Here is a 22470-nt window from a genome sequence, read left to right on the forward strand (position 1 = left end):
CAATGGACGGGGCACCGATGGGCGTCCCGGACAAGGTGTGACAACCCGCGGTCCTTGACACCGCAGTGGATGGAGACACGAATGCCTGCAGTTCAGGAGACGATCGACCGCGTCCGGTCGATCGACGTCGACCAGTACAAGTACGGTTTCTTCACCGACATTGAGTCCGACAAGGCGCCGAAAGGGCTGAACGAGGACATCATCCGCTTCATCTCGGCCAAGAAGGACGAGCCGGAATGGATGCTGGAATGGCGGCTGGATGCCTATCGTCGCTGGTTGACCATGACCGAGCCGACCTGGGCCCGGGTCGAGTATCCGCCCATCGACTTCAATGACATCTATTACTATTCCGCGCCGAAGACGGCCGCCGGTCCGAAGAGCCTCGACGAGGTCGATCCGGAGCTGCTGGAGACCTACGAGAAGCTGGGTATCCCGCTGCGCGAGCAGGAAATCCTCGCCGGTGTCGAGCCGAAGAACCGGGTCGCGGTGGATGCGGTGTTCGACAGCGTGTCGGTGGTCACGACCTTCAAGGAAGAGCTGAAGAAGGCCGGCGTCATCTTCTGCTCGATTTCCGAGGCGATGCGCGAGCATCCGGAGCTGGTGCGCAAGTACCTGGGCACGGTGGTTCCGGTCACGGACAATTTCTACGCGACGCTGAACTCGGCGGTCTTTACCGACGGCTCCTTCGTCTACGTGCCGGAGGGCGTGCGCTGCCCGATGGAGCTGTCCACCTACTTCCGCATCAACGAGCAGAACACCGGCCAGTTCGAGCGCACGCTGATCATCGCCGACAAGGGCGCCTATGTCTCCTATCTGGAAGGCTGCACGGCGCCGCAGCGCGACGAAAACCAGCTTCATGCGGCGGTGGTCGAGCTGATCGCGCTGGATGACGCGGAGATCAAGTACTCGACGGTGCAGAACTGGTACCCCGGTGATTCCGAGGGCAAGGGCGGCATCTACAACTTCGTCACCAAGCGCGGCGATTGCCGGGGCAAGAACTCCAAGATCTCCTGGACCCAGGTGGAAACCGGGTCGGCGATCACCTGGAAGTACCCGTCCTGCATCCTGCGCGGCGACAATTCGCGCGGTGAGTTCTACTCGATTGCCGTGTCGAACGGCTGCCAGCAGATCGACAGCGGCACCAAGATGATGCATCTGGGCAAGAACACCTCCAGCCGCATCATCTCCAAGGGCATTTCCGCCGGACGCTCGCAGAACACCTATCGTGGGCTGGTATCCGCCCATCGCAAGGCATCGAACGCGCGCAACTTCACCCAGTGCGACAGCCTGCTGATCGGGCAGGACTGCGGTGCGCATACGGTGCCCTACATCGAATCGAAGAACGCGACAGCGGTGTTCGAGCACGAGGCGACCACCTCGAAGATCTCCGACGATCAGATGTTCTATTGCCAGCAGCGCGGTCTGTCCGGCGAGGAGGCGGTTGCCCTGATCGTCAACGGCTTCGTCAAGGATGTGATCCAGCAGCTTCCGATGGAGTTTGCCGTCGAGGCCCAGAAGCTGATCTCGATCTCGCTCGAGGGGTCGGTGGGCTAAGCCCGCCGCACCGCCTGTTCGACACCCAAATCACGGAACTGACCCAATGCTTGAAATCAAGAACCTGCACGCCCGCATCGCCGACGATGGCGCCGAGATCCTGCGCGGCATCGACCTGACCGTGAAGCCGGGCGAGGTCCATGCGATCATGGGCCCGAATGGCTCTGGCAAATCGACCCTCTCCTACATCCTTGCCGGCAAGGAAGACTATGAGGTCACCGAGGGCGACATCCTGTTCAACGGCGAGAGCATCCTTGAGATGGCGCCGGAAGAGCGGGCGAGCGCCGGCGTGTTCCTTGCGTTCCAGTACCCGATCGAGATTCCGGGCGTCGCCACCATGACGTTCCTGAAGACGGCGATGAATGCACAGCGCAAGGCGCGGGGCGAGGAAGAGCTGTCGACGCCGGAATTCATGCGCCGCGTGAAGGACAAGGCCGGCGAGCTGCAGGTCACCATGGACATGCTGAAGCGCCCGCTCAATGTCGGCTTCTCCGGCGGCGAGAAGAAGCGTGCGGAAATCCTGCAGATGGCGCTGCTGGAACCGTCCCTTTGCGTGCTCGACGAGACCGACTCCGGCCTCGATATCGATGCGTTGCGGGTGGTTGCCGACGGGGTCAACAAGCTGCGGAGCCCGGAGCGCTCCTCCATCGTCATCACCCACTACCAGCGGCTGCTCGATCATATCGTGCCGGACGTGGTGCATGTCCTGTCCAAGGGCCGCATCGTCAAGACCGGTGGCAAGGAGCTGGCGCTTGAGCTGGAGAAGAACGGCTACGCCGAGTTCGTCGGCGCCGCGGCGTGACAGCGGGGAATGATGCGATGAACATGGAACCGCGCGGCATGGAGACCCATGCCGAAACCGAAATTGCCGAGTTGTTCGACAAGCTGCACCAGGATCTTCCCGGCGCCACTGACGTGTCCCGCTCCCGCGAGGCGGCCTTTGCCGCCTTCCGCCAGAACGGGTTGCCGCATCGCCGGGTCGAGGACTGGAAGTACTCCGATCTGCGCAACCGGCTGAAGTCCGTCCCCGGGTTTGCCGCACGGCGCGATGACACGGCGGCTGCCGCCATCCTCGCTGCTGCCGGCGATGTTTACGGCGCCGTTGACCGGTATCGGCTGGTGATTGTCGATGGTCAGTTTCACGCCGGTCTGTCGGACCTGACGGCATTGGCCGCCGAGGGAGCGGTCGTTCGTCCGCTGGCCGAGGCCCTGGCCGACGAGGGCGCCGAGCTTTTCGAGGTGCCGGAGATTGCCGCCGACAATGCGGCGGTTGGCCTCAACGCAATCTTCTGTGCCGATGGCCTGGTGCTGACGATCGCGGACAAGGCTCGCCTGTCGAAGCCGGTGGAAATCGTTCACGCACTGTCGGGCGATGCGCCTGTGAGCACGGCGGAACGGGTCGTGGTCAAGGCCGGCGCCGGTAGCGAGGTCACTCTTCTGGAGACCTTCGTCGGCGGAACCGAGGGCAGTTTTGCCAATTCTGTGAGTGACTTCCGGGTTGCCTCCGGCGCGAAACTGGTGGCGGCGCGGCTGCAGACCGAAGCGGCCGGCACGACCCATGTGGGCACGGCATTGGTGACCCAGGCCGAAGACAGCGCGGTCAAGCTGATCGGTGCCGGGATCGGTGCCGGATTTGCCCGGCATCAGTCCTTCGTCCGCTTCGCCGGCGAAAACGCGCGGGCGGATCTTCTGGGCATCACCATGGTGCGCGGTGGCCAGCATGTGGACCAGACCCTCGTCGTCGATCATGCGGTGCCCCATTGCGACAGCCGTGAGCTGTTCAAGACCGTGGTCGATGACGACGCCAAGGGTGTGTTCCAGGGCAAGATCATCGTTCGCCCGCATGCGCAGAAGACCGATGGCCAGATGATGACCCAGTCGCTGCTCCTGTCGGAGCATGCGGATATGGCGCTGAAGCCGGAGCTGGAGATCTTCGCCGACGACGTGCAGTGCGCTCATGGCGCGACCAGCGGCCAGATCGACGAGGATCTTCTGTTCTACCTGCGGGCGCGCGGCATTCCGGAAGCGGAAGCCCGGACCCTGCTGGTGCTCGCCTTCCTGTCGGAAGCGGTGGAGGAGATCGGCGACGAAGTGGTCGTCGAGGCATTCGAGGAGCGGATTCGCAGCTGGCTGTCCGCAAAGGAGTAGAGCATGGCGATCATCGCGAATTCCGGCCAGGCGGCGGACGCGGCCTATGACGTGATGGCGGTGCGGCGGGATTTCCCGATCCTGTCGCGCGAGGTCTACGGCAAGCCGCTCGTCTATCTCGACAATGGCGCCTCCGCCCAGAAACCGCAGGCGGTGATCGATGCGGTGTCGAATGCTTATTCGAACGAATACTCCAACGTTCATCGCGGGTTGCACTATCTGTCCAATCTGGCGACGGAGAAGTTCGAGGCGGCGCGCGAGACCGTGCGCCGCTTCCTGAACGCGCCGTCGGTCGATGAGGTGATCTTCACCCGCTCGACCACGGAAGCGATCAATCTGGTCGCGGACAGTTTCGGCGCGGACAACATCGGCGAAGGCGACGAGATCGTCCTGTCGATCATGGAGCATCACTCCAATATCGTGCCCTGGCATTTTCTGCGGGAACGCAAGGGCGCGAAGCTGCGCTGGGTCTATGTGCGCGAGGACGGCTCGTTCGATCTGGACGCCTTTGCCGAAGCGCTCACCGACCGCACCAAGCTGGTCGCCATCACACAGATGTCGAACGTGCTGGGCACGGTGGTGCCGATCAAGGAAGTCTGTGCGCTGGCGCACGAGCGCGGCATTCCCGTGCTGGTGGATGGCAGCCAGTCGGCGGTGCACATGCCCGTCGATGTGCAGGATCTCGGCTGCGATTTCTTCGTCTTCACCGGCCACAAGGTGTATGGGCCGACCGGCATCGGCGCGCTCTGGGGGCGCAAGGAATTGCTGGAGGCGATGCGCCCGTTCAACGGCGGCGGCGAGATGATCGAGGACGTGAGCGAGGACCGGGTGACCTACAATCACCCGCCGCATCGCTTCGAGGCGGGCACTCCGCCCATCGTTCAGGCGATCGGACTGGCGGCGGCGCTCGACTATATGGATGGCATCGGCCGTGACCGCATCGCCGCGCATGAGGCGCGGTTGAGCGCCTATGCTCATGAGCGGCTGAAGCAGATCAACTCGATCCGCATCTTCGGCGAGGCGCCGGGCAAGGGAGCTATCGTCTCCTTCGAGATGCGCGGCGTGCACGCCCATGACGTGTCGATGGTGATCGACCGGGAAGGCGTGGCGGTGCGGGCCGGAACCCATTGCGCCCAGCCGCTGCTCGCGCGCTATGGCGTCACCTCCACCTGCCGGGCGAGCTTCGGCCTCTATAACACGGTGGAGGAAATCGACCGGCTGGTCGAGGCTCTGCAAAAGGCACATGACTTCTTCGCGTGAGGGCAGAATGAGCGACAACATGACGGCCGGCGCGGACAGCGACCGGCAGGCGGAAATCGCGGCAAAGGGAAGCGCGTTTTCCGCCGACGAGTTGCAGCAGATCACCGAGGACATCGTCGGCGCGTTGAAGACGGTCTACGATCCGGAGATCCCTTGCGACATCTACGAGCTGGGCCTGATCTACAAGGTCGACATCGAGGATGACCGCTCGGTGGAGATCGACATGACGCTGACCGCGCCGGGCTGTCCGGTGGCCGGCGAAATGCCGGGTTGGGTGGCGGACGCGGTGGGCGCGGTCGCTGGCGTCGGACCGGTCAATGTGACGATGGTGTTCGATCCGCCCTGGACCCCGGAGCGCATGTCGGAAGAGGCCAAGGTCGCGCTCAACTGGTACTGATCGGCGCCTCATCCTATATTCTAAAGTGACGCGGAGCCGCGCGGGTTTCTTCCATCTGCCAGGTGCAGTGGGGCCCGTGCGGCGTTTCCGACCAATCAAGTGCGGGAATTCAGAGCCATGGCTTCCAGGTTTCAGGTGCTGACATTGACCGACGCAGCCGCGGAGCGGGTGCGCGAAATTGTCGAGAATGCCGACAAGCCGGTGCTCGGGCTGCGTGTCGGCATCAAAAAAGGCGGCTGCGCCGGCATGGAATACGACATGAGCCTGGTGGAAGAAGCGCGCCCCGGCGATGACGTGATCGACGACAAGGGCGTCAAGATTTTCGTAGACCCGTCGGCCGTTCTGTTCCTGCTGGGCACCGAGATGGATCATGAGGTGACGAAGTTTCGTTCAGGCTTCGTATTCCGCAATCCCAACGAGGTCTCCGCCTGCGGCTGTGGCGAATCCGTTTCGCTGAAGCCCGCCAGCGCCGAAGAGTTGGCCGATGTGAGTTCCCAGCAAAGGTAAGCAAGCGGCGGCCGACTGCAACCGGTCGCGCAAGGTGGCGACACGGCGCATTGCCTTCGAACATTGCCTTCCGCTCGTCAGGGAAATCGTCGCGGAAACTCCACGCATGAATTTTCGTCGATGGCTGCAACCGGGAGACGCCTCTCCCGGGGGCGGCTTTCAGGCGACCTGCATGTCGCCGACCACGTCGGGGTCGGCTTCGCTGCGCACCAGATTGCGACCAGCGGCCTTTGCCGCGTAAAGCGCGGTATCGGCGCGGGAAATGATCGTCTGCGAGGTGTCCTTGGCGCGGAAGGTGGAGACACCGATGGAAATGGTGATCCGCCCGAGATTCTCGCCGGTGGAACGCTTGACAAGTTCCTTGGAGAGCACGGCGCGGCGAATGTGTTCGGCGACTGTTACCGCCTGGCGCAGGGAGGTGTGCGGCAGCAGGATTGCGAATTCCTCTCCACCATAGCGGCAAGCAATGTCGTGTCCCTTGACGTTCTGCTTGACCGCCAGGGCGACAAGACGCAACACCTGATCGCCGGTCTGATGACCATAGGTATCGTTGAATTTCTTGAAATGATCGATATCGGTCAATAGCAGCGAGAGCGGCTCTTGCGATGCTTCCGCATCCTTCACCATGCGTTCGATGGTGTGGTCGAAATGCTTGCGATTGCTGAGGGTGGTCAATTCATCCGTCAGCGACTCATACCGGATGGCTTCAAGGCTTTCCTGAAGGTCCTCGATCTGCTTGCGTGACTCCACCAGTTGCAAATGCAACGTCTTGTTGGACTGCGCCGTATCCCGGGTCGCTTGCAGTAGATGCGCGATGAGTTTCTTCAGCTGCTCCGGACCAGGCAGTGCTTCCAGTTGCGCCTGAGCGCCTGTGAGCGACTGGCCATAAGTGTCGATCTTGGCCGTGCTCTGGGCCAGAAGATCGACCATGTCGCGAATCTCGTCGGAAATCTTCTCTCCGACTTCATCGATCCGGTCGCCGAGCTTGTTTGGTGACAAAAAACTGTTGTAGATGTTCTGAAGCTTGTCACTCGTAATCCCGTCACTCGATCCAGCTAGTTCGTTGACGGCGCGATTAAGTGAATGGTTGAAGCCCGCAGCATACGTGTACCAAAGCTCGTAGAAGCGCGGGTATGCAGGCAGAGTGTTCTTGCGGATGTACTTTAGCGCAGATTCACCATAGACGATCGTCCGCTTGTGGTCGTCTTCCTGGGCCATAGAGGTTCCTACGCGTCATATCGGGAAAAAACAATAAACCCGAATCTGATCAACATCCTATGCTAATCATGACTAGCAAGGTTTAAGGCCGCGTTAAAGTTGTTTTGAATTATTCAGCTGCGTTTTCTGGAAGAATCACCCAAGGGGAGGAGGGGGCCTTCGGCGGATTGTTGAGGCGGGCAAAAGAACCTGGCCCGCCTTCACATCCTGGCGGTCTATTCAGCCAGCTTTCTTCGGGCGCGGATCGCGCAACAGGAATGCGGGAACGTGATCACCGAGGCCGATCACTCGCTCCTCACCTTTCTGGGAACCGCCGCGCTTGCGTTTGGGCGCCGGTGCAGCCTTGCTCTGGGCTTGCTGCGGCTGGTCCGAGGATTTGGTCTCGCGCCGCGGCCGTGGCGGGCGTGCGCCGGCTTCGTCTTTCGCCGGGACCCGGTCCTTGGCGGCGCTACGTCCGCGCGTTGTTGGCCTTTCGCTGCCTTGCTCCGCATCTGCGGATTTTTCGGTGGAGCTGCGCCCCGCCCCGCCCCGCCGGCGGCCCTTGCTTTCCGCTGCCGCCGCCTCGAAATCCACCGGCTCGTCAATCCAGGGGAGGGAGCGTTCGATCAGCTTTTCGATGGCCGTCAGGTACTTGGCGTCGCTTCCGGTGACGATCGACACCGCCGAGCCGCTGCGTCCGGCGCGGCCGGTCCGGCCGATGCGATGAACGTAGTCCTCCGCATGGGTCGGCACATCGTAGTTGAACACATGGCTGACGTCGGGGATGTCGAGGCCGCGTGCGGCCACATCGCTGGCGATCAACAGGGCCAGATCGCCCTTGCGGAACTGATCGAGCGTTGCCATGCGCGAGCGCTGATCCATGTCGCCATGCAGGGCGCCGACGGAATACTCATGCCGCTGCAGGGAGCGGAACACGGTCTGCACATCGCGCTTGCGGTTGCAGAAGACGATCGCGTTCTTCAGATCTTCCGCCTGGTCGATCAGCTTGCGCAGCGTGGCGCGCTTGTCGAAATCCTTGCCGCCGGAGGCAATCACGTGCTGCGACACGGTGTCGGCAGTCGAGGAGGTCCGCGCCACCTCGATGCGGGCAGGATTGTGCAGGAACGTATCGACAAGCCGCTGGATCTCCGGCGGCATGGTCGCGGAGAAGAACAGGGTCTGGCGGGTCATCGGGATCAGTTTGCAGATCCGCTCGATGTCCGGAATGAAGCCCATGTCGAGCATGCGGTCGGCTTCGTCAATCACGAGAATGTCGACGCCCTGCAGCAGCAACTTGCCGCGCTCGGTGTGGTCAAGCAGGCGGCCCGGCGTGGCGATCAGCACATCGACGCCGCGATCGAGCTTGCGGTCCTGGTCGCCGAAGGAGGTTCCGCCGATCAAAAGGGCGACGTTCAGTTTGTGATTGACGCCATACTTGTTGAAATTCTCTTCAACCTGGGCTGCGAGCTCGCGTGTCGGTTCCAGGATGAGGGTGCGCGGCATCCGGGCACGGGCGCGCCCCTTTTCCAGAAGCGTCAGCATTGGCAGCGTGAAGGACGCGGTCTTGCCGGTCCCCGTTTGCGCCAACCCGAGAACATCCCGCCGTTCGAGCACGTGAGGGATCGCTCCCGCCTGAATGGCAGTGGGTTCGGTGTAGCCGGCGGCTTCCACGGCGGCGAGCACTTTTTCGCTCAGTCCAAGTGAGGAAAAGGACATATGACCTTGATGTTATGACAGAAATCCTCGCCGTGATCCGATCTGTCTCTCAGATCCCGGCCACTGAGCGCGCACACTACAGTTCAAATAGAAAATGTCAATGATCGATGGGGCCGCATGCTAAATGCGCAAGACATTCGCTCGATCAGGTGGCGCTGGCGCTCGATAAGGCGGCGCCGCGAGCCGGTCAGTTACTTGCCGGCTGAAACAAGTACGCTGCCGGATCCTCCTTTTCGAGGAATAGCTCGTATGTGGTTTCCTCATGGCTGGCGGTCACAACGTCGACGAAAGCGACAACGCCGTGGGCGTCCGCTTCGCTGCGCAGGTCGGCGATGTGGCCATCCAGCGCTGAGACCTCCGCGATTTCAACGATAACGGGCGTGGAGCTCCCCTTGGTATTTCGCACGAACAGGCGGTCGCGCGTCGCCCCGCGGATCAAGATGAAGCCGGTGCCGCTGTCCGCCGGGCCGTCGAGGCGTCGCAGGGACCGCACCTCGGCGGGCAGGCTGCGCACCAGCGCCGCGACCGGATCGCTGTCGGCAAGCGCCGGGATGGAGAATGCGGCGCCGGCCAGCCAGAGCGCTGCGCAAAGGGCTGCTGCGGCGATGTGGGTGAGCCTGGGTGTCATGGGCCGGTCTCCTCTTTCCGTGTCTGGGCACGATGCCCGGCGGGACCCCATGGAGGCAAGGGCGCAGTCGCCCGCCGGCGGCTGGGTCAGCTCTGCGCGTAAAGGACCTGATAGTCTCGGCGGTAGCGTTTGCGCACTGCGTCGCGCACGTCCGGACCGATCTCCGTGAGGAGTTTGCGAACCTCCGCTTCGTTGGCATCCTGACATGCGGGCAGGGTGCCGATGTCGATGCCGCAGATCTGGCGGGCCTTCTCGCGCAAGGCCTGCCAATCCGGCTCCGGGCTTTCGAAACGGATGAAATGGCGCGGCAACAAGGTGCGGTTGTGTCTGAGGATGGCCGTCTGGCTGCGGTAGGCGTTGGCGCTTTTCCGGTCGTTGATGGCGCAGACCTGCAGGGCGAACTGGGCAAAGCTCATTTGGGGGCGGAAGCCGAGGAAACTGCTTGAGACCGGCGGCGTGCGGCCGGCGCCATACTGGCGCAGGTAGCAGGCGGCCAAGCGGGCCAGCGGGTCGCGTACGGCGCTGAAGATCAGGGCATCGGGATGCCTGAGGGTCAACTCCCGGGCGGAGAGCAGTGTCATGCCTTCGACCCAGGAGGAGAGCGTGCCGGTGGCGTAGCCGGCATGCTGCGCCTGGGCGGCCGGATGCTCTGACTGGGCATTGGACGTCGCCTCGCCGAAGGTTCGGGCGAGGGTCGCCATGGCCTGACGAATGCCGTCGCTTGCTGCGTTCGGGCAGCGCCCATAGGCGAGGCCGAGTGCGGGTAGCACAAGATAGTGATGATCGCGGAGCGGCCGTCGCCGGCGATCGACTGTCTGGTAGAGCGTCCTCAGCATGGTTGTGCCTCTCGCGACTGCGGAGGGATCCCACGGGTTGTCTGCAAAGGTGCGTCTCCCGTTCGGCTTCGACTTCAACTAATGCGGGGCCCGCAGGGCCCGTATCATATGTCCAATCCTTCGGCGAATTCGGCGTTTTCCTGAATGAAGGCGAAACGGGCTTCAGGTTTGTTGCCCATCAGCCGCTCGACAGTGGTGCGGGTCAGGCTGTCTTCCGCAAGCTCGATGTCGACCCGCAGCAGGCTGCGCTTGGTCGGGTCCATCGTTGTTTCCTTGAGCTGGGCCGGCAGCATTTCGCCAAGCCCCTTGAAGCGCCCGATATCGACCTTGGCATTTGCCTTGAATTCGCTCGCCAGCAAGGCGTCCTTGTGGGCGTCGTCGCGAGCGTACACGGTCTTGCCCCCCTGGGTCAGGCGGTAGAGCGGCGGCGCGGCGAGGAACAGGTGCCCGTTGCGGATCAGCTCCGGCATTTCCCGATAGAAGAACGTGATCAGCAGGGAGGCGATATGGGCGCCGTCCACGTCGGCGTCGGTCATGATGATGATGCGTTCGTAGCGAAGGTCGCCGTCGCGGTAAGCGCTGCGGGTGCCGCAGCCCAGCGCCTGGATGAGGTCGGCAAGCTGCTGGTTGGCAACGAGCTTGTCCCGACCGGCGCTGGCCACGTTGAGGATCTTGCCGCGCAAGGGCAGGATTGCCTGATTGGCGCGGTTGCGCGCCTGTTTGGCCGAGCCGCCGGCGGAATCGCCCTCGACGATGAACAGCTCCGATCCGGTCGCCTGGTTGGATGAGCAATCGGCCAGCTTGCCCGGCAGGCGTAGCTTGCGGACCGCCGTCTTGCGGGCCACGTCCTTCTCCTGGCGGCGGCGCAGCCGCTCGTCGGCGCGCTCGATCACCCATTCCAGCAGCTTGTTGGCCTGGTTGGGCGAGGCGGTCAGCCAGTGGTCGAAGGCATCGCGCACCGCATTCTCGACGATCCGGGTGGCCTCGGTGGTGGAAAGCTTGTCCTTAGTCTGGCCAACGAATTCCGGCTCGCGGATGAACACCGACAGCATCGCTCCGGCGGAGGTGAGGATGTCGTCACCGGTGATGATTGCCGCCTTCTTGTTGCCCGACAGCTCGCCATAGGCCTTCAGCCCGCGCAGAAGCGCGTAGCGAAGGCCGGTCTCGTGGGTGCCGCCCTCCGGGGTTGGCACGGTGTTACAGTAGGAGTTGACGAAACCGTCTCCGGCGAACCAGGTGACGGCCCATTCGACCGCGCCATGGCGGCCGGTCTCGGCGGTGCGGCCGGCGAAGGTGTCGTCGATGACCCTGCGTTCCTTACCCAGCGCGTCGCCGAGGTAGTCGCGCAAGCCCCCGGGGAAATGGAACACCGCCTCGGCGGTCACCTCATCCTTGCCGGTGACCAGCTCCGGCGCGCAGCGCCAGCGGATTTCCACGCCGGAGAACAGATAGGCCTTGGAGCGGGCCATCTTGAACAGCCAGTCGGCCTTGAAGGTCGCGCCCTTGCCGAAAATTTCCGGATCGGGACGGAAGCGGACGAGGGTGCCGCGCCGGTTCTGCACATCGCCGACGCATTCGAGCGGGCCATCGGGCTGGCCGCGGCGGAAGGTCTGACGATAGAGCTTGCGCGCCCGGGCGACCTCGACGACGAGTTCCTCCGACAGGGCATTGACCACCGAGACGCCGACGCCATGCAGGCCGCCGGAGGTCTCGTAGACCTTGCTGTCGAATTTGCCGCCGGCGTGCAGCGTCGTCATGATCACCTCAAGCGCGGATTTGTCGCGATGCTTGGGGTGCGGGTCGACGGGAATGCCGCGCCCGTTGTCGGCCACGGACAGAAAACCGTCGGCGGTCAGGTTGACTTCGATCCAGCTCGCATGGCCGGCGACCGCCTCGTCCATCGAGTTGTCGATGACTTCGGCGAAGAGGTGATGCAGGGCGCGTTCGTCGGTGCCGCCGATATACATGCCCGGACGGCGCCGGACGGGCTCCAGCCCTTCCAGAACCTCGATGTGTTCGGCGGTGTATTCCGTATCTGCGGAAAAGCCTTGCGCGGGCTGACGGCGGCGCCGGGCGGGCGCGGTAGAGACGGCGGTCTCCGTCTCCGACCGGTTCGGCGCACTGGGTGCGGGTGCGCTGTCGCCTTTGGCATCAAACAGGTCGTCGTTCACTGTCATTATTTGTCCCGTCAAGAAGCGTGCGCGTCAGAGCGTTGCGCCGAATCATGGCCGATTCTGCCAAGAGCGTGGCGTTTCGGCAAAGCCGTGCCGGTGCGTCCGGTCGCGGGAACCGTTTTTCAACCGGTTCGGGCCTATCGTCGAGGGCAACGGAGAAGCCGGCCAACGTGTCGGTTCGCGTGGGCAACAGGAGGTCCCATGAGACGATTTACGCCAAGACAGCTACCGCGTGAAGCTGACCTTTTCATGGCCGGGGTTCTGCTTGTCAATGCCCTGGTGCTGGTGATCTCCGGATAGGGCGGAGGTGCGATTGCGCGGCGGCGGTGCCTGAAGGCCGGGCAGGGGCGCGCCAGATCCGCTGCGACGACCGCCATAAATGCAATGCCGTCGCCTGAGTGGCGCGGCCCCTGTGTTGTGTCGAACGGGTCACACCATGTTGCTTCTCTATCGGCTATGATCGCCCGCAAGCGCTGGCGCCGCGTTTCGGCCATCTTTGGATCGTTTCCGTTGAGGCGTGGCGCAGCTCGGACCCGCACCGTCATCCGCATCGCTCGGGGGGATGTGGCGGCGGTGTGGCGGCAAGGCCGGCGGAGTGGCGCCTGTGCCGCGACGTGCAGCGTTGTGGCGGGCGAAAGCCACGATATCGCAAGAGGTTGGATCTTGCATGATGAAGGACGGATGAGGCCAAACTGTTGCCAAGTTGGTGGGTTACAACTGAGGCTACATAAAACGAGGTGGCCGGTTCATTGGGGGTGGACGAACGGCAATGCCAGACAGACTGTCCTGGGCGGAGAGTTCCAGGGCACAGGCTGGCGAAAAAGAAGAAGGATCGCGTTTCATTCGAGCGAACCGGCAGGTGCCGAAACGGATCGGGTGAACGCGCGAGGCGGTCAGGGAATGCGGATCACTGGTTCAGGTATGGTGGCTTCTCTCCTGCTCGGACTGGCGTGTGCCGGTCCGGCGGCGGCGCTTGATGGGCGTCCGTCGGAGAATGGAGCGACGGCGGTGCTGGAGACCGTGCCGAAGGGGGATGTCTCCCCTCTGGAGGCGCTGCGTGCCGGCACGCGATTCTACTATGCGGGCGAGAAGGAGCGGGCGCTTGATTCCTTGCGCTTCGCCGCCGAGAAGGGGCATCCCCTTGCCGCCTGGAAGCTCGGGCGGATGTATGCCAAGGGCGACGGCGTCCAGGAAGACGACATCAAGGCATTCGAGTACTTCCGTCAGATTGCCTCCAATTACGCCGACGACAGCCCTTCTTCGCCGCGCGCGCCCTTCATAGCCAGCGCCTTCGTCGAATTGGGCTCCTATTACCTCACCGGCATCAATGACAGCGCGATCCGCCCGAATGTCGGCCGCGCGCGGGAAATCTTCACCTATGCCGCGTCCTATTTCGGCGATGCTGACGCCCAGTATCATCTGGGCATCCTGTATCTCGATGAAAGCGACCGCGATCCGCGCATGGCCGCCCGCTGGCTGAAGCTTGCGGCGCGCAAGGGCCATGTGGCGGCACAGGCCCGGCTTGGTGAATTGCTGTTCAATTCCGATTTTCGGGGAACGGACGCTCAGACCTCCGGGCTGATGTGGCTGACGATTGCGCGCAAGCGTGCGGTCGGGCCGAAAGCGGCCTGGGTTGCCGAAACCCAGGAACGCTGCTTTGGCTTGGCGTCCGAGCCCGTCCGTCGCCGGGCGACGATGCTTGCCGAGAACTGGATCGCCAGCAATCATGTGGCGGTGGCCGACGGCCGCTGATCCGCTAGCCGGCCTTCCGCTCGCCAAGCCGGAGAGCGTCAGGCACCGCCGGGTGCGGCGCGGGATGCGATGCAGGAGAGGGCGGCGTTACCGCGCTCAGCGGGCACTGGCGGTCGAGCGGCTGCCAGGAGGTGTTGTTCAGGTTCATGGCGCATCGGGCAAGCCGCAGGCCATTTGGCCCGCGCAGGCACACCGTGTCGCCAAGCTTGTAGGATTGGCCGAAATACCGGCAACTGCACTCGGCCGCCATCGCCGTGCCGCTTTCCAACAGAAACAGCAGCAGCGTCCATGCGGTCAGCACGCAATAGGGTCGCCATCGTTTCGCCATGCGCCACGATAGCACAATCCGGCCGCTGCGTCAGTTGAGTGCGGTGACAAGGATCAGGGATAGGGTTCCCAGCCGTTGATCCGCTGCCAGTCGTCGGTGCCGCCATTGGCGGTCAGCACCATGTACCGGTCATAGGCGGCGGCCGTCATGCAGGCATGGTTCGGCAGGACCCGCAGCCGGCTGCCGATGGGAAAATCGGCGAAGGGGAGCGGCGCGCCATCCCGGGTGGTGACATAGCCATGCTCCTGGCTGACCCCCGCGACATGGAGATTCTCGATCCACCGGCCGTCTTCGTCGCTGAGGAAGCCGTAGCCGCAATCGTTGTCCTGACTGGCGCAGGAGCGATCCTTGGACAGGGCGAGGCCGCCGGCATCGATGATCAGCCGGTTGAGATGCGGCGCGGCGCTCACCACCGTGGTCAGCACGCTGGCGGCGATGTCGTCGAGCGTGCAGACCCCCAGATTGGCCTGGAAGACATCCTGAAACATGTAGACGCCGGCGCGCAACTCGCTGACGCCCTCGCGTGATCGGCTGAAGCAGGCGGTCGGCGTCGAGCCGATGCTCACCAGCGGGCAGGCGATGGCCTCGGCGCGCAGGGCTTCGGCGGCGGCGACGGCGATGGAGCGCTCCTGCTCCGCCATGGCCTCGATTTCCGCCCGCGAGCGCGAGCCGTAGCTTTCGCCGCCATGGGCCATCACACCGGCCAGTGACAGGCGCGGGGCGGCGGCGATGCGCTCCGCGGTTTCGATCAGCCGGGTCTCGCCCGGCCGCAATCCGGTGCGGTGGCTGTCCACGTCGATTTCGAGGAACACCCGTAGCGGCGGCCCATCGAGCGCCACGGCGGCGATGGCGGCGGCGCCTTCCGGGGTGTCGAGGCAGACGGCGACATCGGCGCCGGCCCGGTTGAGCGCCATCACCCGCTCCAGCTTGGCCGGCACGATCGACAGGGTATAGAGCATGTCGCTGAGACCATGCGCGGCGAAATATTCCGCCTCGCGCAAGGTGGAAACCGTCCAGCGGTCGGCGCCGAGGTCGGCGGCGAGCCGGGCGACATCGATGGATTTGGCCGTTTTCAGATGCGGCCGCAAGGGGATGCCATCGGCGGCGGCCCGTTTCGCCATCCGTGTCAGATTCTCGACAAGGCGGGTTTCATCGAGCAGCAGGGCGGGGGTGTCGAGGGCCGCGAGACGCGCCCGCTGCTCCGGGCTCATGCCGCCAGCTCCACCCAGACGGGCACATGATCGGAGGGCTTTTCCCAGCCGCGCACATGGGCGTCGATGCCAACGCCTTCCAGCCGGTCGCAGGCCTCGGGCGAGAGCAGCACGTGGTCGATGCGGATGCCGTTGTTCTTCTGCCAGGCGCCGGCCTGGTAGTCCCAGAAGGTGTAGACATCATCGGCCTGATTGGCGGCGCGGACCGCGTCGGTCAGGCCAAGGGCACACAGGGCGCGAAACGACTGGCGGCTTTCGGGGCGGAACAGCGCATCGCCGACCCAGGCGTCGGGATTGCGGGCATCGCGCGGCTCGGGAATGACGTTGTAGTCGCCGAGTAGCACGAACGGCTCTTCCAGCGTCAGCCGCTCCGCCACGTGCTGGCGCAGCCGGTCCATCCAGCGCAGCTTGTAGGGGAATTTTTCGGTGTCGACCGGATTGCCGTTCGGCAGGTAGAGGCAGCCGACGCGAACCACTCCTTGCGCGGTGCCGGTGACCGCCTCGATGTAGCGGGCCTGAACGTCCTCATCTTCGCCCGGAAGGCCCCGGGTGATGTCCTCAAGCGGCGACTTGCTGAGAAGCGCAACGCCGTTGAACCCCTTCTGGCCGTGGGTCACCACGTTGTAGCCAAGCTCTTCGAAGGCGGCGGCGGGAAACGCCTCGTCGACGGATTTGATCTCCTGAAGACAGGCGATATCGGGCGCTGCCTCCTTCAGCCAGGCCAGAGCCGTGTCGTGTCGCGCCTTGACGCCGTTGATGTTCCAGGTCGCGATTTTCACGGCGGTCCTCTTTCGCGTGGTTGGGGAAAACGTCAGATCGAGAAGCTGGTGCCGCAACCGCAGCCGGCGGCCGCGAGCGGGTTCTGGATCTGAAACGACTGGCCCATGATGTCATCGACATAATCGACGACCGATCCGGCCATGTATTGCACTGAAATCGGGTCGATGAGAACGGTGGCGCCGTCCTTTTCCAGTACCAGATCGTCGGCCTCGCGCTCGCGCACCAGATCGTACTTGTACTGGAAGCCGGAGCACCCGCCGCCTTCCACGCTGATGCGCAGGCAGGTGCCGTCCGGTTCGGCGGAGAGAATCTTGGCGATGCGCCGTGCGGCGCTGTCGCTCAGCGACACGCCCTCCTGGCTGGTTTCCGTCACTTGGCTGGTCATGGCTTTCGCTCGTGTCCGTGTTGGCAGGCGGTCCGGTGCGTCGGCATCGCCGGCTGGCGGCGGTGCGGCCTGCAAGAAAACCGGCACCCGGCCCGAAGCTGGTCTGTGCAAGACGTTATCAGATAGGTATGAACACAGCGAGCAAGCGTCAACACTTGCACCGTCCGTTCGGTGCAACGGGACACCGCATCGGAGAGGCTTGATGACCGCACCGCTTGGATATGGCGCACAGCCGCGCGCGCCCTTTGCCACAAATCCGGACAAGAGCCACGGACGCCTTTTTCCCGAACCGGAAAGCCCCACGCGCACGCCGTTTCAGCGCGATCGGGACCGGATCATTCATTCCACCGCCTTTCGCCGGCTCAAGCACAAGACCCAGGTCTTCGTCTATCATGAGGGCGATCACTTCCGCACGCGGCTCACCCACACCATCGAGGTGTCGCAGATCGCCCGCTCGCTCGCCCGGGCACTGCGCCTCGATGAGGACCTTGCCGAATGCCTGGCGCTCGCCCACGACCTTGGCCACACGCCGTTCGGGCATGAGGGGGAGGATGTGATGGATGCCTGCATGGAACCCTATGGCGGGTTCGACCACAATGCCCAGTCGCTGCGGGTGGTCACCAGCCTGGAGCGGCGCTACGCCGAGTTCGACGGGCTCAACCTTAGCTGGGAAACCCTGGAGGGGCTGGTCAAGCACAATGGTCCGCTGGTCGGGCCGGATGGTACACCGCTCGGCAAGTTCGCCGGCAGTGAGTTGCCGTTCGCCATTCGCGCCCATTCGGAGCGTCAGGACCTGAGGCTCGACACCTGGCCGAGCGCGGAAGCGCAGGCCGCGGCGATCGCCGACGATATCGCCTATGATGCTCACGACCTTGACGATGGCTTGCGGGCGGGGCTGCTCAGTATCGAGCAGATCCGCGAGGTGCCTTTCTTTGCCAGCATTCTGGATGAGGTCGACGCGCGCTATCCGGATCTGGAGGAGCCGCGCCGCATCCATGAGATCGTGCGCCGGTCGATCACCCGCATGGTGGAGGATGTGATCCGCGAGGCGGTGGCGCGGATCGCGGCGGCCGCACCAGCCTCCGTGGAGGATGTGCGCGCCGGATCGGGTCCGTTGGTGGCGTTTTCCGCCGAAATGGCCCGGGCCGAAGGGGAGGTGAAGGCCTTCCTGTTCGCCAATCTCTACCGGCACCCGGATGTTCTGGCGGTGCGGCGGAAGGTGTCGCAGGTCACCCGCGAGCTGTTCGAGGCCTATTTCGCCGATCCGGCGCTGATGCCCGAGGAATGGCGCCGGGGCCTGGACGGCGCCGCCGCCGACCGGCGCGCCCGCCGGGTCTGCGACTTCATCGCCGGCATGACCGACCGGTTCGCGATGGACGAGCATCGGCGCCTGTTTGACCACACTCCGGATTTGGGCTAGTCCGCCTTTCCGATTTCTCCACCGATTTCCAGGGACTGCCCGCGTGCCCCCACGCCGAGGTGTCCGCCCGGGAATGTCGAAAGAAGCCAGCGATGAATATCTTCAGCGAATTCACCGGCCGTGTCCGTGCCGCCGTCCTTGACCTCTACCCGAATGGCGAAGTGGCGCCGGAGGCGCTTGAGCGCATCGTGGTCGAACCGCCGCGAGACCCGGCGCACGGGGACCTGGCGACCAATGCGGCGATGGTTCTGGCCAAGCCGCTGAAGACCAACCCGCGCGCTTTGGCCGAGGGGCTGGTGGAGCTGTTGTTGCGCGACACTGATGTCGCCGAGGCCTCCGTCGCCGGACCCGGCTTCATCAACATGCGTCTGGTGCCGGAAGTCTGGACGAAGGTGATGCGCGCGGTGCTGGAACAGGGGCGGGACTTTGGCCGCTCCGACCTTGGCGGCGGGCTGAAGGTGAATGTGGAATACGTCTCGGCGAATCCGACCGGGCCGATGCATGTGGGTCATTGCCGGGGCGCGGTGGTCGGCGATGCGCTGGCCTCGCTGCTGGACTTCGCCGGCTATGACGTGACCCGCGAATACTACATCAACGATGCCGGTGCCCAGGTGGATGTGCTGGCCCGTTCGGCCTTCCTGCGCTACCGCGAAGCGCTTGGCGAGGACATCGGCGAGATCCCGGAGGGGCTCTATCCGGGCGATTATCTGGTGCCGGTGGGCAAGGCGCTCGCCGCCGAATACGGCGAACGGCTGAAGGGCATGGCCGAGGAGGCGTGGCTGCCGCTGGTCAAGGACGCGACGATCGCCGCAATGCTCGATCTGATCCGCGCCGATCTCGCCCTGCTCAACGTGCATCACGAGGAGTTCTTCTCCGAGCGCACGCTGCATGAGGGCGTTGACGGCAAGCCGTCCCAGATCGAAGAGATGATCGAGGAGCTGCGGGCGCGCGATCTGGTCTATGAGGGCACCTTGCCGCCGCCCAAGGGGCAGTTGCCGGAGGATTGGGAAGACCGGGAGCAGACCCTGTTCCGTGCCACCGCCTATGGCGACGACATCGATCGGCCGCTCTTGAAATCCGATGGCTCCTACACCTATTTCGCGGCGGATGTTGCCTATTTCCGGTCCAAGTTCCGCCGTGGCTTCAAGGAGATGATCTTCATCCTCGGTGCCGACCATGGTGGCTACGTCAAGCGGCTGGAGGCGGTCGGCCGGGCGATTTCCAACGACGATGCCAAGGTGATCGTCCGCCTGTGCCAGCTTGTGAAGCTGTTCCGTGGCGGCGAGCCGGTGCGCATGTCGAAGCGCTCCGGCGATTTCGTCACCCTGCGCGATGTGGTCGAGGAGGTCGGGCGCGATCCGGTGCGGTTCATGATGGTGTATCGCAAGAACGACGCACCGCTGGACTTCGACTTCAAGAAAGTCACCGAGCAGTCCAAGGATAACCCGGTTTTCTACGTTCAGTACGGTCACGCCCGGTGTCGTTCGGTGCTTCGTCAGGCAGCTCAGGAATTGACCGATATGGATCAGTCGGTTGCCGCGCTGCGTGAGGCCGATTTCGGTCTTCTGGACGATTCGGGCGAGCGTGAGATCATTGCCCGTCTGGCGGCATGGCCCCGTCTGGTGGACAGCGCGGCGGAAGCACATGAGCCGCACCGGGTCGCCTTCTACCTGCACGAACTGGCGAGCGCCCTGCATTCCCACTGGAATAGAGGCAAGGATTTGCCGCAATTACGCTTTATTAACACTGAAGATCGACAAACAACATTGGCCCGTCTTGGATTGGTACAGGCGGTCTCCGAGGTTCTCGCGTCAGGCTTGTCCATCCTGGGCGTCGACGCGCCCGAGGAGATGCGGTAACGGCGGGCGGTTTTCGCGCAGATGCCGTAGGCGCGTGCGGGAGGCCGGTACAGACAAGCGGGAAAGCCATCAGCATCATGCCCAATCGTTCGAACTTTTCGGTCAATGGCGGGGACAATCGCGACGGACGACAGCGAGCGGATGACGATTTCGCACCTTTCGAGGAAGATCCGCTCGTCGAGTTGGCGCGGATCGTCAGTGAGGGAAATGCGCAATTCCAGTCGGTGACGCCGTCGCATGGCGCCGAGCCGATCGGGGAAGAGCCGTATCCGCTGCAAGACGAGACGTCCCGCGATCCCTATGCCGTCGAGCCGGACCCCTACGCGCCGGTGGAGGCCGGCGGCGCCTATCATGAAGCGCCGGTCGGTGATGATTGGGTGGAGGGGGAGCTTCCCGCCGCGGACGTTGATCCCTACGCTCCGCGCGCCTATGCGGAGGACAGCTACGCCGCAGAGCCGCAGGGCTATGCCGCCGCGCCGCAAGTCTATGCGGAAGAGCCTTATGCCGAGGAGGCGCCTCAGCATGTCGACCCATACCAGGTCGACCCCTATGCGCCGGTGGACCCTTATGCTGCCGCCGCGCCGCGCGATGAGGATATCTACGCGCAAGACGCCTATGGCGATCCGGTGGTGCCGGTCGAGCGCGCCCCCGAAGTTGGGGGGGCGCAGCCGGACGCCCATTGGAGTGGGGACGCGATCTGGGAGGCCGAAGCCCATCTTGGAGATCAGCTCCAGGCGCTTGAGAGCGAGCCTGAGGTCGCTGCCGATCCCGTTCGGCAACCGAGCGGTCTTTCCGACGATCTTTCGGCGTCCCTTGAAGATGGGTTGATGAGCGCGCTTTACGTGAACACGGGTCAGCGCGCGGCGGAGTTCGAGCCGGAGCCGGAGCCGTTTGATGGGGATCGGCTCGACGATATCTTTCTCGAGGAGCCGGAGCTCCCCGGTGACCACCCGGGCCAGAGTGAGGCCGAGTCGTCCGACTGGGGTGCTGGGGCCGCCGTTGGCGTTGCCGGTGTTGCCGCCGCGACGCAAGGGCGTGCGCCCGCACCGCGTGCCTTCGATCATCTGCGTGCGGCCGAGCCTGCACCGCGCGAGGCGGCGTATTTCGATCCGGACAGCGAGGCGCCGCCTCCGCCGGAAGGTTATGACCTTGACGCGGTGGCTCAAGCCATGCGCGAGGGCGATCCGCAGCTTGGCGGCCATGGCGTTCTGCCGCCCCATTCGGCAACCGAACAAGCGGCGGTGCCGGAGAAAACCTCCCGGCGCGGCCTTTATGCGGCTGCCGCCGTGCTTGGGGTGGTCGTGGTCGGCGGCGGTGCCTTTACCTTGCTGAACATTGGCGGCGATGACGCGCTCTCTGGGCCCCCGCCGGTGATTGCGGCGCAGACCGGCCCGATGAAAACCTTTCCGGAACCGGAAAGCCCGGCTTCTGCCGGGCAGAGCAAGCTGATCTACGATCGGGTTGGCGGGATCGAAACGCCGCGTGGCGAGCAGTTGCTTGAGACTGAGGAAACGCCGGTCGCCTCGCTTCCGCCGGCTCCGACCGCTACCGGATCGCAGTCGGGCGATGTCGAGGTGCCCTCGGGACCGCGCCGGGTGCGCACCGTGGTGGTGAGCCCGGATGGGACCATCATCTCGGCCGATGAACCGACCGCAAGACCGGCCACGACGACGCCTGCCACCTCACGTGGCGGCGTGGATGAGCCGACTCGTGTGGCGACACGTCCGATCATCCTGCCCGGAGCCGGGGCGCCCGCTCCTGTGAGCGGCGAACCCTCGGGGGCTGCCGGGACCGCGACGCCGGCTCCGATGCCCGCCGAGACCACGACAGCGCCGACGGCGACCGCCGAAGCCGGGGGGGCAGCACAGCCCGCGCCCGGGAATGTGCCGCGCGGCAAGCCGATCGATATCGAGCGGATCGCCGCAGCGGCGACACCACCGCCGGCGACGCGCCAGGTCGCCTCAGCGCCCAGCACGTCCGGGACCGCGCCGATGGATCTGACCGCCAGTGGGGGCGCCGCGCGCCCGGCCGCTCCGGCGGCCACCGCCAGCGGCTCGATTCCCGCCGGAGCCTATGTGGTGCAGGTCTCCTCGCAGCGCTCGCAGGCGCAGGCACAGACGGCTTTCGATGACCTGCAACGCCGCTATGGATCGGTGCTTGGCGGCGTGACGCCTGTCATCGAGAAGGCGGATCTCGGCGACCGGGGAACCTTCTACCGGGTGCGCATCCCGGCCGGCTCGCGTGACGATGCCATCTCGCTGTGCGAGCGGCTGAAGGCGGCGGGCGGCGATTGCTTTGTGCGCCGGAACTGAGCCGGG

Annotated in this window: 19 protein-coding genes; 10 read left to right on the plus strand and 9 right to left on the minus strand. The window is 64.5% G+C overall.

From position 1 onward, the window contains the following. The first annotated feature begins 81 nt into the window (after window positions 1–81). From sufB to sufA, 6 genes are all read left to right on the plus strand, one after another. Complete coding sequence (sufB, locus tag LC062_RS00920; protein ID WP_224909160.1) at window positions 82–1554, plus strand: Fe-S cluster assembly protein SufB; 1473 nt, start codon at window positions 82–84, stop codon at window positions 1552–1554. Window positions 1555–1600: 46 nt separating this feature from the next. Continuing rightward, window positions 1601–2356: a Fe-S cluster assembly ATPase SufC gene (gene sufC, locus LC062_RS00925; protein ID WP_224909161.1), complete on the plus strand. Its 756-nt coding sequence runs from the start codon at window positions 1601–1603 to the stop codon at window positions 2354–2356. Between the two features lie 17 nt (window positions 2357–2373). Then, window positions 2374–3702, plus strand: coding sequence for a Fe-S cluster assembly protein SufD (gene sufD / locus LC062_RS00930; protein ID WP_224909162.1), 1329 nt, complete (start codon window positions 2374–2376; stop codon window positions 3700–3702). A 3-nt stretch (window positions 3703–3705) separates the two neighbouring features. Further along, window positions 3706–4962, plus strand: a complete 1257-nt coding sequence (locus LC062_RS00935) for a cysteine desulfurase (RefSeq protein ID WP_224909163.1) — start codon at window positions 3706–3708, stop codon at window positions 4960–4962. Between the two features lie 19 nt (window positions 4963–4981). Beyond that, complete coding sequence (locus tag LC062_RS00940; RefSeq protein WP_404829671.1) at window positions 4982–5359, plus strand: SUF system Fe-S cluster assembly protein; 378 nt, start codon at window positions 4982–4984, stop codon at window positions 5357–5359. A 117-nt stretch (window positions 5360–5476) separates the two neighbouring features. Next, window positions 5477–5866, plus strand: a complete 390-nt coding sequence (gene sufA, locus LC062_RS00945; RefSeq protein WP_224909165.1) for a Fe-S cluster assembly scaffold SufA — start codon at window positions 5477–5479, stop codon at window positions 5864–5866. Window positions 5867–6025: 159 nt separating this feature from the next. On the opposite strand, the gene LC062_RS00950 is transcribed toward sufA, so the two are convergent. The 5 genes from LC062_RS00950 to parE all read right to left on the minus strand — a co-directional run bounded on the left by LC062_RS00950 (window position 6026) and on the right by parE (window position 12420). Further along, complete coding sequence (locus LC062_RS00950) at window positions 6026–7084, minus strand: GGDEF domain-containing protein (RefSeq protein ID WP_224909166.1); 1059 nt, start codon at window positions 7082–7084, stop codon at window positions 6026–6028. 219 nt (window positions 7085–7303) lie between these two features. Further along, window positions 7304–8779 carry a DEAD/DEAH box helicase gene (locus LC062_RS00955; RefSeq protein ID WP_224909167.1) on the minus strand — a complete coding sequence of 492 codons (1476 nt, stop codon included), beginning with the start codon at window positions 8777–8779 and terminating at the stop codon, window positions 7304–7306. Window positions 8780–8966: 187 nt separating this feature from the next. Beyond that, a complete protein-coding gene (locus tag LC062_RS00960; protein WP_224909168.1) occupies window positions 8967–9407 on the minus strand; it encodes a hypothetical protein in 441 nt (146 codons plus the stop codon). An 86-nt stretch (window positions 9408–9493) separates the two neighbouring features. Then, entirely contained in the window at window positions 9494–10243 is a 750-nt protein-coding gene (locus LC062_RS00965) for a sulfotransferase family 2 domain-containing protein (RefSeq protein WP_224909169.1), read from the minus strand. 104 nt (window positions 10244–10347) lie between these two features. After that, complete coding sequence (gene parE / locus LC062_RS00970) at window positions 10348–12420, minus strand: DNA topoisomerase IV subunit B (RefSeq protein WP_224909170.1); 2073 nt, start codon at window positions 12418–12420, stop codon at window positions 10348–10350. A 918-nt stretch (window positions 12421–13338) separates the two neighbouring features. Between parE and LC062_RS00975 the strand changes: the two genes are divergently transcribed. Beyond that, complete coding sequence (locus LC062_RS00975) at window positions 13339–14169, plus strand: tetratricopeptide repeat protein (protein ID WP_224909171.1); 831 nt, start codon at window positions 13339–13341, stop codon at window positions 14167–14169. Between the two features lie 4 nt (window positions 14170–14173). On the opposite strand, the gene LC062_RS00980 is transcribed toward LC062_RS00975, so the two are convergent. The 4 genes from LC062_RS00980 to erpA form a co-directional block, all read right to left on the minus strand. Then, complete coding sequence (locus LC062_RS00980; RefSeq protein WP_224909172.1) at window positions 14174–14470, minus strand: hypothetical protein; 297 nt, start codon at window positions 14468–14470, stop codon at window positions 14174–14176. An 80-nt stretch (window positions 14471–14550) separates the two neighbouring features. Next, entirely contained in the window at window positions 14551–15708 is a 1158-nt protein-coding gene (locus LC062_RS00985; RefSeq protein WP_224909173.1) for an alanine racemase, read from the minus strand. Then, entirely contained in the window at window positions 15705–16487 is a 783-nt protein-coding gene (gene xth, locus LC062_RS00990) for an exodeoxyribonuclease III (protein WP_224909174.1), read from the minus strand. Before xth ends, LC062_RS00985 begins: the two co-directional genes overlap by 4 nt. Before the next feature lie 32 nt (window positions 16488–16519). Then, the gene (gene erpA, locus LC062_RS00995) at window positions 16520–16873 is read right to left on the minus strand and encodes an iron-sulfur cluster insertion protein ErpA (protein ID WP_181761470.1); all 354 of its coding nucleotides are present in this window, start codon (window positions 16871–16873) and stop codon (window positions 16520–16522) included. Between the two features lie 202 nt (window positions 16874–17075). Between erpA and LC062_RS01000 the strand changes: the two genes are divergently transcribed. The 3 genes from LC062_RS01000 (at window position 17076) to LC062_RS01010 (ending at window position 22464) form a co-directional block, all read left to right on the plus strand. Next, window positions 17076–18293 carry a deoxyguanosinetriphosphate triphosphohydrolase gene (locus LC062_RS01000; protein WP_224909175.1) on the plus strand — a complete coding sequence of 406 codons (1218 nt, stop codon included), beginning with the start codon at window positions 17076–17078 and terminating at the stop codon, window positions 18291–18293. Window positions 18294–18385: 92 nt separating this feature from the next. Continuing rightward, entirely contained in the window at window positions 18386–20152 is a 1767-nt protein-coding gene (gene argS / locus LC062_RS01005; protein ID WP_224909176.1) for an arginine--tRNA ligase, read from the plus strand. A 77-nt stretch (window positions 20153–20229) separates the two neighbouring features. Beyond that, window positions 20230–22464 carry an SPOR domain-containing protein gene (locus LC062_RS01010; protein ID WP_224909177.1) on the plus strand — a complete coding sequence of 745 codons (2235 nt, stop codon included), beginning with the start codon at window positions 20230–20232 and terminating at the stop codon, window positions 22462–22464. The last annotated feature ends 6 nt before the right edge of the window (window positions 22465–22470 follow it).

The sequence above is a fragment of the Stappia indica genome, assembly GCF_020177335.1.
GTDB lineage: Bacteria > Pseudomonadota > Alphaproteobacteria > Rhizobiales > Stappiaceae > Stappia > Stappia indica_B.